Below are 15,179 nucleotides of genomic sequence, written 5' to 3' on the forward strand. Positions count from 1 at the left end.
GTTTCCACTCCCTACGGGAATTTAAGGGTGGGTAACAATGCATTTTGTGCTACCCCACCCCTCCCACCACAAAATATTGAATTTGTGCCGTTTTCTTGGACCAAAAATTGTCAAAGAACTTAATTTGCTATAGCAAAGATTCTGCCATATGCCAAGAAAAAATTTTTGCTACCTCATGCACGCTTTCCATTTCTCCTAAGCCTTATAAAAGTGAAAACACACTTGCCAGGGAGGAACCAGATGACCCACAACAAACAAATTTTATTAACCCCTTACGACCAAAAAGCCCTCAAAGAAATAGATGCCTGGAAAAATCGGCCTGTTAATAAGTTCAAAAGAAAAATGTTTCAGCTTCCAGAAAAAGGACTTGGTTTTCTACAAAATGCCCTTGATACTGCCGGCGTGCCCACAGAGCTTGTCGAAACTATTTTTAAATCAATTCTTTTGGCTCTCACAGATACTGCCGCATACTCCGTTAACAAAAAAGGCATTTACGAAAAATTTAGGCAAAAAGGTCTCGTGGTCAATTCTTCTTCTGACATTTTAGCCCTTGAACTCAAACAAATAGACGATCTCGTAAAGCATCTTGACCTCAAATACAAAGGCGCACTAACCGTTGAAGGCGGGATAAGCAGTGCCTTCTCTCTTCCGGGAATAGCTGTTGACCTGGCGATATCCATTACAGGCAGTCTGCGAGCTATTAGTGAATACGCCACGTATTATGGTTTTCCACCCGAAGACCTGGAAGAACGCACCTACGTGCTTTACGTGTTCACAAGGGCTTTTGGCCCTGCTGAGACCGGGAAGCCTGGTGCTCTTGTTCACCTAGAAAAAGTAGCCCGTGATATACTTAGAAACAAAACCTGGGCAGAGCTAAGTGAATCCTGGTTTGTACAGATTGCTAAAAAAGTGGCAGAACAAATAGGAGTTCGGCTTACCAAAAAAGGATTACTCAAGGCCATACCAGTGGTTGGAATCGCAATTTCAGCCGGAACAAATTATCACCTGGCCCATAAAGTCTGCCTGGCATCTTTTATGCTCTATCGCGAACGTTTTCTTTATAGAAAGTACAATTTATAGTTTTTCTTTTTGATTACGATAAGGAATTATAAATTGTTGAGTAATGGAGGGATGAAAGAAAACGTTCTTTTCTCCCTGGTTGGTACTCAAGTGCTGGGGACTTTAAATCCTGCTACCGCCCTTTTTAAATCCTTTGCGCCTCCAGAGGAAACCCTCTGCGTCTTAATGCCCACCCAGAGGACTCGTCCTCAAGCAGAAACCATAGCAGAGGAACTAAAGAGACTTTACCCTGGGCTTGCCCTGAAAGTGCACGAAGTTTCTTCTTCCATAAGAGGTGAGAATTCTTCTTCAGCGATAATAGAAAAAGAGCTAGAAACAAAAACCTACGAGCGCATTTTTTACAATGCTGCCGGAGGTCTCAACTACCTGACCGCCTGTCTTGCAGGAAAGCTTTACGCGTCTTTTCCTGAAAGGCTGTTCTTGCTTTATCCTGAAAACCATAGGGTTTTGCTTTTTACTCCCGAGGCCATTCGAGAAAAATCGTACCAAAAAGTAAAAAAACTATACCCGCAAACTTATTCTCTTGAGGAATTTTTAAAGCTGCAGGGCATTGAAGCAGAAGTTATTGTGCCTCCCGAGCTTACGGGAGCTGCCAAGAAGCTTTTTGATAAGCTTCTTAAGTATTTGAAAGAAGCAGCGCAGGAATACCAGCTATTCGGAGAGTTAATCGTTAAAAGTTTTCTAGAAAACGCAAAAGGCCTCAAGGTGAGGGCTTCCAGCAACGAAGAAATTCTTTTTGAAAGAGCTTTTATTAATTCAGGGAACAACTTTTGCGTTATGAAAATAATTACCTCCTCTCAGGAAAAAGGAAAAACCAAAGACGAAGCACGTGAAGTCTTAAACTTTGCCTTTATTCGCGAAAAAGCAGGAGAGGCCTTTCATCAGGCCATGCTGGTGCTTACCAACGATCGTTCTGTTCATGAGCGCCTGGTGCCAGAAAGCCGGCGCAAAATTAAGATTCTTAACATATACGACAAAATGGAAGAAAAACATCTAGAAGCCGTTAAAACCCAGATAAAAAAATATTTTTTTCCGAATAATTTCAAATTTTTCAAGTTGAGCCTTATTTTGCATGATCAGGAAGATTTGAAGCGCTTCAACCGGCATCTTTTGCTATTTATGGGGCGTGAGGTAGAACCAGTGTTCAAGGCCATCCTTGCCCACAATCCGGAAGTGGCCTGGCTTTTTTTTGATAAACAAAGCGGCGAAGTGGGCTACCCACGAGACCCAAAAACCCTTCTTGGGCGCTTAAGCAGGCAAAAAGACGAAATAGAAAAAGAAACCGGAATTCGTCTTCGTTTTGTGGGGGTGGATTTTTACGGTTCAGGAGTGCTCAGCTTTCCGCGGCCAAAGGGAGAAGTAGAGGTAAACATTACCTCGGGGACAAAGTCTCAGGCCATATTTCTGACCCTCTGGGCCCGGGAACATGGGGCATCAGTTTATTCCATCGACAACCAGAAGCACCAGATAGCCCACCTTGAGGGAGACGAAAGACGAGACATTCCGGAAGTGCCTCTAAAATGGTTGCTTGCTATCGCAGGCGAGTCGGAATATCAGCTTATAACAGAGGCTTTTCCCCCTGAAGAATTGCTTGATCCGCAGGTCCTTAAAAACGGCGAAGCCTTCGTTGAAAAAGTCTCACGCCTGGGCAAAGACTATAGGGAACGGGGGGAACTCTGGGAAAAAGTGGCCGGAGCCCTTATTGCCCGCGGACTTAACACCGACGTTTACGTAAACGTAAAACTCGGAGTTTTTCAAAAAGAAGAAAAAACATTTCACCGCACGGAAATCGACCTTTGTTTCCGCTACGAAGGTGAGTTATACGTGGTCTCCTGCAAATACCTTAAAGACCTTGAAAACATAGCATCCCTTGCCAACGAAATAGAAGCCATGGGACAGGGCCTCTCCCGGTTTGCCCTTCCACTCATAGCCTGGTCTAACTACTGGGAGGAAGAGCCCAACTGGATAGAAATAGCCAGGGGGAGAAAAGTCCCGGTGGTGGGAATTCCCATTCTCAAAGACCCTGAAAAACTAAAGAAAGTGCTAAAAGAACTTAAAGACTTGCGCAAAAGGACTTAGGCCATGAAAAAAGCGTATGCCGATTTTGAACTCACGGTTTTAAGCCCTATGTTTTTGCGCGGAGCAGACCAGCAAAAGGCCACCTTCAGGCTGGCTTCCTTAAAGGGAACCTTGCGCTACTGGTTCCGGGCGCTGGCCCTGGGAGTCTATGGCCTAGAAGACGTACGCCGCATTGAGACGGAAATTTTCGGCGCTACCGACCAGAAAAGCCACGTTGTCTTCAGGGTTCTCGAGGAAAAAACACAATTGCTTGCAAACTTTTGGGACACTGCCGCAAAGGAACCGGAAATCTCTTATCTTCTTGGCCCAGGAATCAGGCGCGGAACCCTTCCTCTTGCTCCTTGCAGCAAGGTTAAGTTTCGCATGATGGCCTGGGGCAAAAGGCCTGAGACTTATCTTAAAATTGCAAGCGGTGTCCTCTGGGTGGCATGTTTCTTTGGTGGCCTTGGAGCCAGAAGCCGCAGGGGCTTTGGCAGTTATGCCATCAAGTTCCTTCAAGGTGAAAAACCCCTCATTGCCTTTGAGCTGCCCCGGGGCAAAGAACGAGCTTTTTTAAATGCCGCGCCCCTTGCCATTCAAAAATTTTTGAAACAATCCTTTTCGGGAAGTGACCATCCTTCAGAGGAGGCTATTTTTTATCCCTTTTTTGCACCTGGCAAATGGAAAGTGGCCCTTGAGGCGGTTCAGGAAGGGAAGGAAAGGGAGAAAGCATGGGAGAAGGCTCTTAGCCGGGCAGGAAAAAGGCTGAGACTTTTTCGCCTGCATCCCAATAGCATCAAGGCCGGGCGTATTTTCGGCAAGGGATCTCATTCAAAAGATTACGAGACCATTTTACAGGCTTTGCGAAGTAAATCAGCCGGAAAAACCAAAGAGATTTCCGGGCTAAAGAACATAGCTCTTGGGCTTCCCCTTATCTTTGACAAAGAAATGCAGATAAAGCTCAAAGACAGAGGACGCCTAGGTGCGGTGCGCAGGGGATCTCCTCTTTTTATGACCCTTAACCAGTTTGCTGAGAGGCTTTTTCTTAGCTTTTCGGCTTTTAATGAGAGCTTTTATCCCCTGAAAGATGACCAGAGCCTGGTGCTGGTAAGAAGGGACGAGGAATTTTTCATTATTCCCCCACAGGACACGGCTTACGCTCTGGAATTTGTAGCACCAAAAAAGGAAAAGAAAGAGGGAAGCAAAAATGAGCGCCAATAACCTCTGGCAGCTTAAAAAAGAGACTTTTGGTGCGGCTCTGGGTTTTCTTGCCAAAGGCAAGGAACTTCCCCAAGATATAAAAGACATAGTGGAATTTTCCTTTGGCTGGGGCATCCCTCCGCTTGAAGGCCCTGACACGGTTGATTGCTTTTTTCACCCACTTTCGGCCCGTTGTATAAAGCTTGAATTTGACCCGGCAGAAGCACGCGAAAAGCTAAGTGGCGCCCTGGAGGAATTTTGCAGTAAGGCTTCCAGCAAAGACCCTCAAAGAGATTTTGTCAGGCTTTGGTGGGAGCTTCCCAGAAAGATTCCCGAAATAAGAACGCTTCCGGCGCATCCTGATTGTCCTGTTTACAGTCTTTACAACGCGGCAAGTATGGCCAGCGCTGCGGCCGCGTGCTGGCCAGAGCCTGCCCTTGGGATCGTCTCTCTGGCAGGAGTGCAGGATTTTATCTCACTTGCCCGCCGTACTCAGGATCTCTGGATGGCAAGCTTTATGCTTTCCTGGCTTACCTGGCAGGTGATAAAAGTTATCGCGCAAGAGCTTGGGCCAGACAACGTGCTTATGCCGCACCTTTATGATCAGCCCCTTTTTGCCAGGGAGTTCCTGGGAGAGAAAGTTTCCGCTGATAGTGTGCGCGTCGCAAACCTTCCCAACATTTTTTCGTTTCTGGCACCATGGTCTAAAGCCCCTCTACTGATTGAAGAGATGAAAAAGGCCCTTAAAACGGGCCTTGAGACCCTTTTTGAAGGCGTGCGGGCTTCTCTTGAACAAGCCATTTGCGAGGCGCTGCCCAAAGAGCAGTGGGAAAAGGCAGCCGCACACCTTCGAGACTCTCTTAACTTTTTCTATGCAGTGGTTCCGTTCCCGCAGAAAAAAGAAGACCTTGATGAACTTCTGCCAGGGCATCTTCCTGAAGAAGACCAGCAGCATAAGCAATACGAATTACTTAAAAGATTCTTTGACCAATACGGCAGAGTTCGGGGCATGGGAGCAAGTTACGTGCTTCTTTCCCAGAAGGCAGGAGCTTATTTTTCCCGGGTAAAGCTCTATCGTCCGTTTGTCCAGCAGGTGGTCGCTGGCGAAAGATGCACTCTTTGTGGTTCTTTTACCGCCCTTTTTGGAGAAAATGCTTCTTATGCTGCGGTGCGCAAAAAGTTCGAAGAACTTCAAGGGGTGCAAGATCGTTCCAAAGGGCTTAAACTTGCCGGGCGCCTGCGCCGCGGTGAGATCCTCTGTCCGGTGTGTCTTACCAAACGCCTGGTATGCGAAGCCTTTTTCGAAAAAGAACTTGAGATAGATCATCATCTTTTTCCTTCTACCGCTGACCTTGCCACCGCTCCTTTTAAAGAAGCTGTGCTTAAAAACTGGGAAGCCCTGCAAGCTGAAGCAGAAGATTACGCAGCAAAAGTTCAAACTCTGGTGGAACTTACCGGCATCGCCTCAAATTCTCTGCCAGCCCTCTGGCAGCTGGCAGATACCCCTGAGAAGAAAAGCTTTCTCAGGGCTGATGGTGAATGGCTCTTTGAGGAAAGCCTTGATCCTGCACGGATAGAACGCGTTTACGGCATAAGGATAGACGGCGCAATCCTTTCCGAAATCAAAAAATCCCTGCTAGCCCTTAAAAAGCGTATCAAAACCCTGGTGAGAGAAGGTAAATGGCAGGGAGCCAGCACCCCCGGCCGCTACTTTGCATTCATTGCCGCTGACGGCGACAAAATGGGAGAGATCCTCAAGGGCCCAGGAAGCAAGGTGAACCCAAGATACTGGCGGGATTATTTTGTTCGCGAGGAAAAACTTCCGCCTGCCTTTCGCGAAGCGCATTTCCCGATCTCTCCGCACTATCATCGCTTTGTGGCCGAAAGGCTACGGATCTTTGCCATGGAAAAAGTCCCGAAGATAGAAGAACTGGCACTGGCAAGGCTTATTTACGCGGGGGGAGACGACGTTTTCGCCATGAGCAGTGTTTCCCAGGTCCTTGAACTTGTTAGCTATCTTGCCCGGGCCTACCAGAGTGAGGATGTTTTTGATGGAGGGGCCACCCTTAGCATGGCGGTGATCCTGGCTCATCACCGCACGCCTTTTTACCTTGTGGCCGAGCGCGTTCACAAGCTCCTGAAAGAAAAGGTCAAAGAGGGCCTTGGGCGCAACGCTTGGGGGGTACTCCTAATGCGCCGCTCAGGAGAAGAAACCTTTTTTGGTGCACGCTTTTTAGAAGGAAAAATCCTGAAAGGTTTTGAAAACGTGATCTCGCATCTGGCTTCAGGCCGCGTGGCAGGTGGAGTGCTCACCCCGCTTGAGGCTTTGGAGTCAGGCGCAAGGGGTCTGCCAGCTGAAGCACTGAAAAAAACTATCAGCTATCTCGTAAAGAGGGCCTCTTCAGGAGAGCATAGTGGGTCTTTTGATTTCGCTGATTTTTACCAGGCGCTATTAGAGCTTGAAGAAAAAATCAAAAAAGATCGGGAAGCAAGCCCTGATAGCAGAATTATGGAATTTAATGCCTACGAAAGTTTTCTGGCGGCCTTAAAAATAGCTCGTTTTCTGGCAAAGGGGGACTAAATGCGCTGGTTACGGATAAAACCCCTTGACGTGTTGTTTTTCAGAAGACCAGGGCCTTTTAGCGCCGGCGGGGTCTTTGTGGCTGAGACAGAGATTGTGCCGGGCATTTTGCCCTTCATAGGTGCTATTCGCGCAGAAGCTGCGCGGGCACTTGGGCTTTCGCCAGCGGTGCTGCGCAAGGGCCATGAAAGCCTCGGTGGTCCGGACTCCCTGGGCAGGCTGAAATTCTGCGGGCCGTTTCTCGCAAAGGACGGCCGGGTGTTTTTCCCAGCACCGAAAGCCGCGGCTTACCACGAAGGCCTCGGCAAGATGGTCTTTTCCTATCCTGAGGAACCTGAAGGCGCCTGTCTGAGCCTGCCTGATGGATTTGGCATTTGGCAATTACCAAAGGGCTATAGCCCTCCTGCTGAGGAGTTTTTTCTTGGTGAAGAAAGCTATTTTGACCTCTTTAAAAACGCGGAAACCTTCACCTCAGAAGGAGATCGCGCCTTCGTTAGTGATTTTTTCGAGATAGAGCGGCGTGTGGGGATAGCCCTTGAAAAAGGCAGCCGCAGGGTGCGCGAAGGGCATCTATATACCCAGTCGGTTGTAAGGCTGAAAGATGGCGTAAGCTTTGTGGTGGGGGTTTCCGGGCTTCCTTCTGAGTTTCCCGAAAAAGGTGTGCTTACCCTGGGGGGCGAAGGGAAACTTGCCCTTTACGAAACCATGGACTCGCCGCCCCTTCCTTTTGCGAACAGACCTGAGGCGAAGGGTGGTGCGCGTATGGCCTTTGTGGTGCTCGCTACCCTCGGTGTTTTTAAAAGTGGACCTCTCCCCGCTCTGCCTTTAAGTGCACTTAAGGCAAGGCTTGTGGGCGCTGTGGTCCCGAAAGCAAAAGTGCTCGGAGGGTTTGACATTTCGCGCAACAGGCCAAGGCCCTTGGTGAAAACCGTTTCTGCTGGGGCAGTCTATGCCCTTTTATTTGAGGACGCCCTTACCAAAGAGCAAGAGGAAAAGATTTTCGAAAACTTTTGGGCTAGGCCCCTGGCAGACGACTTTTCTTTTTACCCATACGGCCAGGCAGGCTTTGGCCTGAGCTTTGTCTGCTTAAGCAAATTCCAAGGAGGTGTTTAAATGTCACACCTTTTAGCTATTTGCCATTGTGTTTCGGCCTTTCATCCCGGTGCAGGGGTAAGTGTTTCGCACCTTGACCTTCCGGTGCAGCGTGAAAAAGGCTCGGACCTTCCCATGATGCAGGGATCAGGATTCAAAGGTGCGCTCCGTGCGGTGGCCAGAGGCGTGCTTGAAAAAGACGTTTTAAATCAGGTTTTTGGCCCTGAGCCTGAAGCTGCCCACGAGCACGCTGGTGCGGCCAGGTTTACGGATCTAAGGCTTTTGCTTTTTCCGGTGAAGTCCCTGAAGGGTATTTTCACCTGGATAAGCTCGCCTGCAGTGCTTGCGCGGTTTCAGAGAGAGCTTTCTTTCTTTGGGTTCAAAGGGCTTAAGGATTTTGAAGAGTTGAGAAACTCCTTTGATAACCTAAGTGACGAAGATGCCCTGGTGACCTCTTCGTGCAAAATTTTGCTCGACGATAAGCTCGTGCTTGAAGAATTTGCCTTCAATGCCAGGAAGGAAGACGCCCTTGGCAAGGTGGCAGAGGAAATAGCAGGGCTTGTGTTTCCCCAAGAACCCTTTTTTAAAGACCTTCTGGCGCATAATCTCGTGATAGTGAGTGATACGGTGATGGCCTCCTTTGCGGAGTTTTCCATGGAAGTTGTCACCCGCATTAAGATTAATCCAGAGACTGGCACGGTTGACACAAAAACAGGCGCGCTCTGGAATGAAGAAAACCTGCCTGCTGAAAGCGTGCTTTACGGCTTTGTCCTGACAGAAAGTGCGCCTAAAGGCCTTTCGGCAAAAAAAGTAGCTGAAACCGTGAAGAAACTTGCCGGGCTTCACCAGTTTGGTGGCAATGCCACGGTGGGCCGTGGGCTTGTGCGTCTAAATTTTTACGGGGAGGAGCTTTCATGAAGGTGCATCGTATGCTCGAACAACAGCGCGCCAGAGAGGCCAGCCTTGCTGTAGCAGAGGCCAAAGAGAAAACCAAGTTTAGTGAATACGTCTCCCTGGTAAAAAAGTTCCCTGCACTGGTGGTGCGAAATGGCCTTGGTCCGGCGGTGGCTTTTTTGTTAAGCAAAGGCAAAGGAAAAAATCGAAACTCGCACGCCTTGCTTGCACGGCAACTTGAAGATTGGCTCTGCCGCAAGGCACCACATTCGCCTTTTAAAGGGAAAGACCTAAGTCTTATTGAGGCCATTGCCAAGGGTTCTTCTCAGGAATACCTCATGGTAAGCCGTGAAGCACTTGCCTATCTCAAATGGTTAAAACTTCTGGCATCAGCAGAGGGAAAAGATGAAAAAGAAAAGCAAGAGTAAAAACGACAGACCCGAGAGAAAGTTTTATCCGCTTCCGGAAGACACCAGAAAGATTCTGGAAGCTACCGCGCCTGCTAAACGGGCCGCCAATTTTTCCCTTTTGTTTTATCGCTACCTTGCCTTTAGAGGCAGCGATTGCTCCCTTAGTGGCAAGGATAAAAGCGACGTATGGTTTGAGGTAAGGGGCGGTTTCAGCCAGGGAAACACCTTTCGTCGGCCTCTTTTTGAAGCGCTCAAAAAGAGAACAGCCGCCCTTAGAGAGGGGCTAATTCAACGCCATTTTACGGTAAAAGAGCTGGTGCTTGAGGCCAAAAGCCCGCTGGTCCTTGGCTTTGGGCTTGAGTCAGTGCTTGAAGCCGGGCTTCTTTTGCACCACACTTACGGAGTTCCCTATCTTGCAGGAAGCAGTTTAAAGGGTTTGCTGCGCTTCTGGTTTGCTCTCACCAGAGAAGCTTTAGTGACGGAGCTTTTCGGCACCCAGGAGCGTGCCGGGATTTTGCATCTTTCGGACTTTTTGCCGGAAAGCATAACTGATCTTGAAAAAGACATCATAAATTGCCATTACCAAAACTATTACGCAGAAAAAGCCCCTCCCACTGAAGCAGAAACCCCTGTGCCTGTTTATTTTCTGACCATCCCTCAGGGGGCAAAGTTTCGTGGCCTTATATGGCTTACCGACCGAACCTACGCACAACATTTTGACGATGTTTTGACCGCCCTTGAAGAGGCCCTTTCTGAATGGGGAGTGGGAGCTAAAACCGCTCAAGGATACGGACGGATGAGAGTCCATGCCGGTTAAGCGCACGGTACTTTTAAAGGCCCAAGAAGATATTTTGCTTCCCAAAAGCCCCGGGCTTTGGTTGCATGCCCTTTTTTTTAAGTGGCTTGAGAAAAGCCATCCTGAGCTTGGCAAAGAACTCCACGGGGCCGCCCCGGCCCCATTTTCTCTCTCTACTTTAATTGGCCTTAAGAGGAAGCAAAAAAAATTAGTCTTAAAGGGCGAGGAATACGTATCTTTTGAAGTGGCGGGCCTTGCCCCTCAGGTGGAAGAATGGCTTCTGGCGGCAGGAGAAGAAGAAATATTGTTTAACCAGCAAAAAATTTTGCTAATTCCCGCAGGTCTTAAGCAGAAGACCTTTCAGCAACTGGTTTGTCAAAGCAAAGAAAAGACTTTTTCTTACGTCTCACCCGCTACTTTTCGTCACTACGGCAGAAATCTTCCCCTTCCTGTGCCGGAGCTTGTGTTTGGCAGTCTCTTAAGACGCTGGCATAGTTTCGCTGAAAAAGGCCTGCTTCCAGTTGAAGACCACGTGGCCGACATTTTGCTCAAAAAGTTCGAACTTAAAAGCCGCATGATTGACCTCCAGAAGTATCGTCTCTCAGCCTTTGTGGGTTCAACTACTTTTTTAGCGGCCTCAAAGGAAGCCGAAGTTTTGCTGGGAAGCCTGGCAGGTTTTGCTGTTTTTGCCGGGGTTGGTTACAAAACAACCATGGGCTTTGGATGTGTGGAGGTTCACGGAACATGAAAGACCTTGGCCTGGAAGAAAAAGATATCGAGCTTTTAAACCGCTGGCTGGCAGGTGAAGACGACCTAGAAAGAGTTATTTTGTTTGAGAAAGGCCTTTATGAAAAATTACAAGAATTCGTTGAAAAAACTATCTGGAGGGGAGGCTATCTTCGTGGAAAGGGGCGTCTAATTCAGGCCTTAAAAAACGAAAGGATTCAAAATGAAGAGATAGTTCACGAGTTTGTAATTCATCTATACCGGAAAAGAAAAGAGCTTCGTTTTGAAAACTGGGGAAAGTTTTTTGCCTACGCTGAGAGAACTCTTCCTAGCTTCGTGGAAAAAGAACCCAAATTCGTTTCTGTAGGAAGCGATGAGGAAAGCGGATTTGAGCTGGAAAACCTTGACGAAAGTTTGCTTGAAGGTCTCACCTTAAGACATGATTTTCCCAAAAAAGAAGAGCAGGGCAAAGAAAAAGAGACGTCTTTTTACGTGCCTAAAGAAACCAGAACTGTAATCTACGAACAGGAAGAAGATGACTCGTCGGATAAATTAGCTTTTTGCGAAGAGCAAGCGTTTTTCTTTGACGAGTTTTGTTCCTTTCTGGAAAAGCGCCGCAAAAAAAGCCTTGCTGCGCATCTTCTTTTTTTAAAAGATCTTTTAATGAACCAGATAGAAAAAAGCTTTATCAAGTGTCTCTGGCTTTTTGTCTTTGCCTGTGTGGTGCTCGGTTTCAGAAAATTCTATCCCTGCGTAGAGGCCTCTCGCAGTGTTTCGCAATCAAAAGACTTTAACCGCAATACTTATCAATCAAAGAATCGTCGTCTAAAAGCTGAACTTCTAAAGTTTTTGGAAAAGAATCCGGAGCTTGAAGAAGTTGTCTTAAAGATTATGGAGTTTGAGGGATGATGAAGCTTTTACCTACCAAAATAGAAAAAGAAAGGGCCAGGCTATTAAAAGCCCTTGAGGAATTAGAAACGCCTTTTATTTATGCTTTTCCTCGTGGCCTTGGCAAAGATGCCTTAAAAGTTATGCATCTTGTTTACACTTCTCTTAGGCGGGGCGGGCAAAACGTATTACTTATTGACGAAGATTACTCAATCCCCCTTGAGTCAGATGCTGAGGTGCTTCTGGTCTTTGGGTTTCTCAGATATCCTGAAATCTTGAGATTTCTTGAAGCCAAGGGCCTTAAAAAGGTAATTTTGGCCGAAAATGAGGACCTTCTTTCAGAGAGCCTTTTTAGTTATCCCATCATTCGTCTTCAGGCCGAAGAAGAAAAAGCTCATATTTTGCAGAGCCCTGACCAGGTGTGCGATTTGGTCGGCTTTTTTTCAAGATTTGGGTTTTTACTGCCTTTTTCCATTGCCGCCCGCATTCTTAAAGCAGACGAAGACGACTTTGGGGCCCTGGTGGAAGAGCTTGCAGCCAAAGGGTTCTTAAGCCTTACGGAATCTTTATCTCCGCCTGGCTTATATCTTGAAAGCAATGAGAATTTAGAGCTTCCTTCTCTCAGTCTTCAGGATGTTCTTGATGCTTTTGATCCTGAAGAACCCCTTGAACGCAGTTTTATGGCAAAGTTTTTTGAAAGCTTTTTTTCCTATCCCTTGCTTAAAAAGCTTCTTTTTCCCGAAGGCAGCTGGTCAGAGCTTCGCACTCTTTTTGAAGAAACCCTTGAGAGGGTAAAGCCTTTTTTTAATAGCCCCTGGGAATTTTTGAGCTGGGCAGAAGGGCTTAAGGCAGCACGCCTTTTTGAGCGTTCTTTTAAGCTGCTTAAAGAGGGCGAGCAAAAATTCAAGGGCATGGAGCTTTTTACCCTGAGCCTGGCAGAGGTTCTGGGAGAGCTGGGCGTAAGGGAAAAAAAATATGCCCACCAGATGAGAACTATCTTTCAAAGACTTCGGCGACAAAAAACCGGAAATGCTTACATTTACCTTAAGTGGGCGGGTGCAGAGAAGAAGTTACGCAATTTTGAGCTTGCAGAGGAGTTACTGGAAAGCTTGCGGGAAGTTTCTTCTCTTCCGATGGTTTATGCTCTTTACATAGATCTTGCCCTTGAAGCCATGCATCTTAAAAAAGCCGAAAAGCTCCTTTCAGAAGCCCTTGAGCGCTTTTACGAAAACATTTTCTTTCTGCACCTTAAGGCGCGCTTACACCTGATCAAAGGCGAGCTTGAGGAATGTTTTAGAGTTTTAAGCTTTCTTAAACATGAAGTGCCAGCCAATGCGTATGTTTTTTCCACAGAGGCCGAAGCCTTTTTAGCAAAAGATCTGCCAGAGAAGGCTTTAGAGGTTCTTGATAAGGCCCTTAGCAGGTGGCCTGATCATCCAGTGCTCATGCATCAGTATGCTAGGGCTGAAATCGAACTCAAAAGGCCGGAAAAAGCCATAGAAGTGCTAGAAGAGCTGAAAGAATACGATCCCGTTGAACCTCGCCACTGGCTTGAGCTATCAAGGGCCTGTTTCCTGGCCAGAGAATATGAAAAGTCTCTTAGCATTGCGAGCCAGGCCCTTGAGCAATTTGTTTACAGGATACCCTTCATGCATCGCAAGGCCGAGGCCCTGATTGCCCTTGAAAAATACGAGGAAGCCGAAAAGGTGCTCAAAGCCATTTTGAAAGAAGAGCCTCTCAATCCCTTTGCCCTTTGTTCTTATGCCAGGTTAAAACTTCTCAGGGCAGAAGACGCCTCGTACTACCTTGAGGCCCTTAAAGTGGCCCTCAAAGAAAAGAAGCTTGATTTCCTGCGTTACAAACGTTTGAAGAATTATCTTGAAATCCTTAAATCATGGCACGGAGAATCGACGTAATCATTCAGAAGCACGGAGTGAAGCTCTCAAAGAACAGAGGCGCCTGGTAATTGAAGCCGACCACGAACGCAAGGAACTCCCTTTTAGGGAAATAAAGAGCCTGGCGATTGCCACTAAAGGTGTACGGATTTCTTCAGACCTTTTAAAAGCCCTGGCGATAAGAGACATTCCTTTGTTAATGCTTGATGCTAAGGCTCGTCCTCAGGCCATTCTCACAGATCCTTCCAGACATACGGAACTTGTGCTTGCCCAGGTCAGGGCCCATGATGCACCTGCCCTGAGGTGCAAGCTGGCAGCAGCCTTTGTGCGGGGCAAAATTCGCAATCAGATACACCACCTTAACTTCCTGCTGAGACAGGAAGAAAACAAATGCCTAAAAGAGGTCTCTGCCCTTGTTGAAAAACTTGATAGTATTGCTTGCGAGTTAAGTCTTAACAAAAACAAGGCTCTTTGTCAGGAGCCCTTTCCCGAGGGCATTCTCTTAAGGGAAGCCCGGGCTTCTAAGCTTTACTGGCAGGCGGTAAAAAATTTTCTTCCCGATGCCTATGGCTTTCACAAGCGCATTAAAAAAGGAGCCAGGGATCCGATAAATTTATTTCTGAATTATGGTTACGGAGTCCTTTTTTCAGTGGTTTATACGGCTGTTTGTTTGGAGGGCTTTTTGCCGGGTCTTGGTTTTTTGCACAAGGGATACAAAGGCCGTCCGGCTCTTGTGTTTGATATGATGGAAGAATTCCGGCCACTGGTAGTTGATAGACTGGTGGTAGGTCTGGCCCGTGAGGGCAGGCTTCCACAAAAAATTGCCCCTAAGGGTTTGAGTCTTGTGGACCGCAAAAATTTTTTGCTGGCCAGCCAAGCTCGCCTAACAAAAAGATTGCCTTATGGAAATGGTGTTTTTATGCTCAAAGAAATTATTAACGCCCAGGTATTTTCACTCAAGAAAACTATTTTGACAGGAAAAAGATACGAACCTTATATTTGCGCCGCTTAAACCACGAGATAGGGATGCCTTTTGGCAAAGATTTTTCCGAAGGTTTTTATACGTCTACGGCATTTTTCGCAAACAGGGTAAAAACGCAAACTATCGTTCTTAGGATCGATAAGTGGGGTAAGAAGCCTTATCAAGGATTTTAATTCTTTTTCAGAAAGATGGCATTCAAAAACACTTTTTTGCACATGTACGCCAAAGTCTTTAAGTATTTCGCAGGCTTTATGGCGTTTTTTATCGTCAGCTATATCGTAGGAAATAGTCCATAGGGTTTCTTTCAAGGTATTCTCCTTGAATAATATTCCCTTAAAGATAAGAAAAAACAGGCTTAAAAAGCGTGCATGAGGCACCAAAAAATTTTTTCTTGGCAGATGGCAGAATATTTGCTATAGCAAATTTAGATCTTTGACAATTTTTGGTCCAAGAAAACGGCATAAATTCAATATTTTGTGGTGGGAGGGGTGGGGTAGCACAAAATGCATGGTTACCCACCCTTAAATTCCCGTAGGGAGTGGAAACATATGATCTCACTATAGGTCCAACACCACAA

The 15,179-nt window shown here is 46.9% G+C and carries 13 protein-coding genes; 12 read left to right on the forward strand and 1 reads right to left on the reverse strand.

Translation table 11 applies throughout. The features are described from left to right. The first annotated feature begins 240 nt into the window (after positions 1–240). Genes H528_RS13645 through cas1 form a run of 12 tightly spaced genes read left to right on the forward strand, consistent with a single transcriptional unit; the run spans position 241 to position 14,632 of the window. Complete coding sequence (locus tag H528_RS13645; RefSeq protein WP_022854421.1) at positions 241–1,080, forward strand: EcsC family protein; 840 nt, start codon at positions 241–243, stop codon at positions 1,078–1,080. Between the two features lie 51 nt (positions 1,081–1,131). Continuing rightward, positions 1,132–3,159 carry a hypothetical protein gene (locus H528_RS0111325; RefSeq protein WP_022854422.1) on the forward strand — a complete coding sequence of 676 codons (2,028 nt, stop codon included), beginning with the start codon at positions 1,132–1,134 and terminating at the stop codon, positions 3,157–3,159. Between the two features lie 3 nt (positions 3,160–3,162). Then, complete coding sequence (gene cmr1, locus H528_RS0111330) at positions 3,163–4,359, forward strand: type III-B CRISPR module RAMP protein Cmr1 (protein ID WP_022854423.1); 1,197 nt, start codon at positions 3,163–3,165, stop codon at positions 4,357–4,359. After that, positions 4,346–6,919: a type III-B CRISPR-associated protein Cas10/Cmr2 gene (cas10, locus tag H528_RS0111335; protein ID WP_022854424.1), complete on the forward strand. Its 2,574-nt coding sequence runs from the start codon at positions 4,346–4,348 to the stop codon at positions 6,917–6,919. The genes cmr1 and cas10 overlap by 14 nt, the downstream gene beginning before the upstream one ends. Then, a complete protein-coding gene (gene cmr3, locus H528_RS0111340; protein WP_022854425.1) occupies positions 6,920–8,032 on the forward strand; it encodes a type III-B CRISPR module-associated protein Cmr3 in 1,113 nt (370 codons plus the stop codon). Next, positions 8,033–8,929, forward strand: coding sequence for a type III-B CRISPR module RAMP protein Cmr4 (cmr4, locus tag H528_RS0111345; RefSeq protein ID WP_022854426.1), 897 nt, complete (start codon positions 8,033–8,035; stop codon positions 8,927–8,929). After that, positions 8,926–9,333 (forward strand): type III-B CRISPR module-associated protein Cmr5, encoded by a 408-nt coding sequence (gene cmr5 / locus H528_RS0111350; RefSeq protein ID WP_022854427.1) that lies wholly within the window; start codon positions 8,926–8,928, stop codon positions 9,331–9,333. The genes cmr4 and cmr5 overlap by 4 nt, the downstream gene beginning before the upstream one ends. After that, complete coding sequence (gene cmr6, locus H528_RS14215) at positions 9,311–10,132, forward strand: type III-B CRISPR module RAMP protein Cmr6 (protein ID WP_022854428.1); 822 nt, start codon at positions 9,311–9,313, stop codon at positions 10,130–10,132. The genes cmr5 and cmr6 overlap by 23 nt, the downstream gene beginning before the upstream one ends. Then, positions 10,122–10,859, forward strand: coding sequence for a CRISPR system precrRNA processing endoribonuclease RAMP protein Cas6 (cas6, locus tag H528_RS0111360; RefSeq protein ID WP_022854429.1), 738 nt, complete (start codon positions 10,122–10,124; stop codon positions 10,857–10,859). The genes cmr6 and cas6 overlap by 11 nt, the downstream gene beginning before the upstream one ends. After that, entirely contained in the window at positions 10,856–11,746 is an 891-nt protein-coding gene (locus tag H528_RS0111365; protein ID WP_022854430.1) for a hypothetical protein, read from the forward strand. The genes cas6 and H528_RS0111365 overlap by 4 nt, the downstream gene beginning before the upstream one ends. After that, entirely contained in the window at positions 11,743–13,641 is a 1,899-nt protein-coding gene (locus H528_RS0111370) for a tetratricopeptide repeat protein (protein ID WP_084677721.1), read from the forward strand. Before H528_RS0111365 ends, H528_RS0111370 begins: the two co-directional genes overlap by 4 nt. After that, entirely contained in the window at positions 13,604–14,632 is a 1,029-nt protein-coding gene (gene cas1 / locus H528_RS0111375; RefSeq protein WP_022854432.1) for a CRISPR-associated endonuclease Cas1, read from the forward strand. The genes H528_RS0111370 and cas1 overlap by 38 nt, the downstream gene beginning before the upstream one ends. On the opposite strand, the gene cas2 is transcribed toward cas1, so the two are convergent. Next, the gene (gene cas2, locus H528_RS0111380) at positions 14,629–14,910 is read right to left on the reverse strand and encodes a CRISPR-associated endonuclease Cas2 (protein WP_022854433.1); all 282 of its coding nucleotides are present in this window, start codon (positions 14,908–14,910) and stop codon (positions 14,629–14,631) included. The genes cas1 and cas2 overlap by 4 nt on opposite strands. Positions 14,911–15,179: the final 269 nt, after the last annotated feature.

The sequence above is a fragment of the Thermodesulfatator atlanticus DSM 21156 genome (assembly GCF_000421585.1).
Classification (GTDB): domain Bacteria; phylum Desulfobacterota; class Thermodesulfobacteria; order Thermodesulfobacteriales; family Thermodesulfatatoraceae; genus Thermodesulfatator; species Thermodesulfatator atlanticus.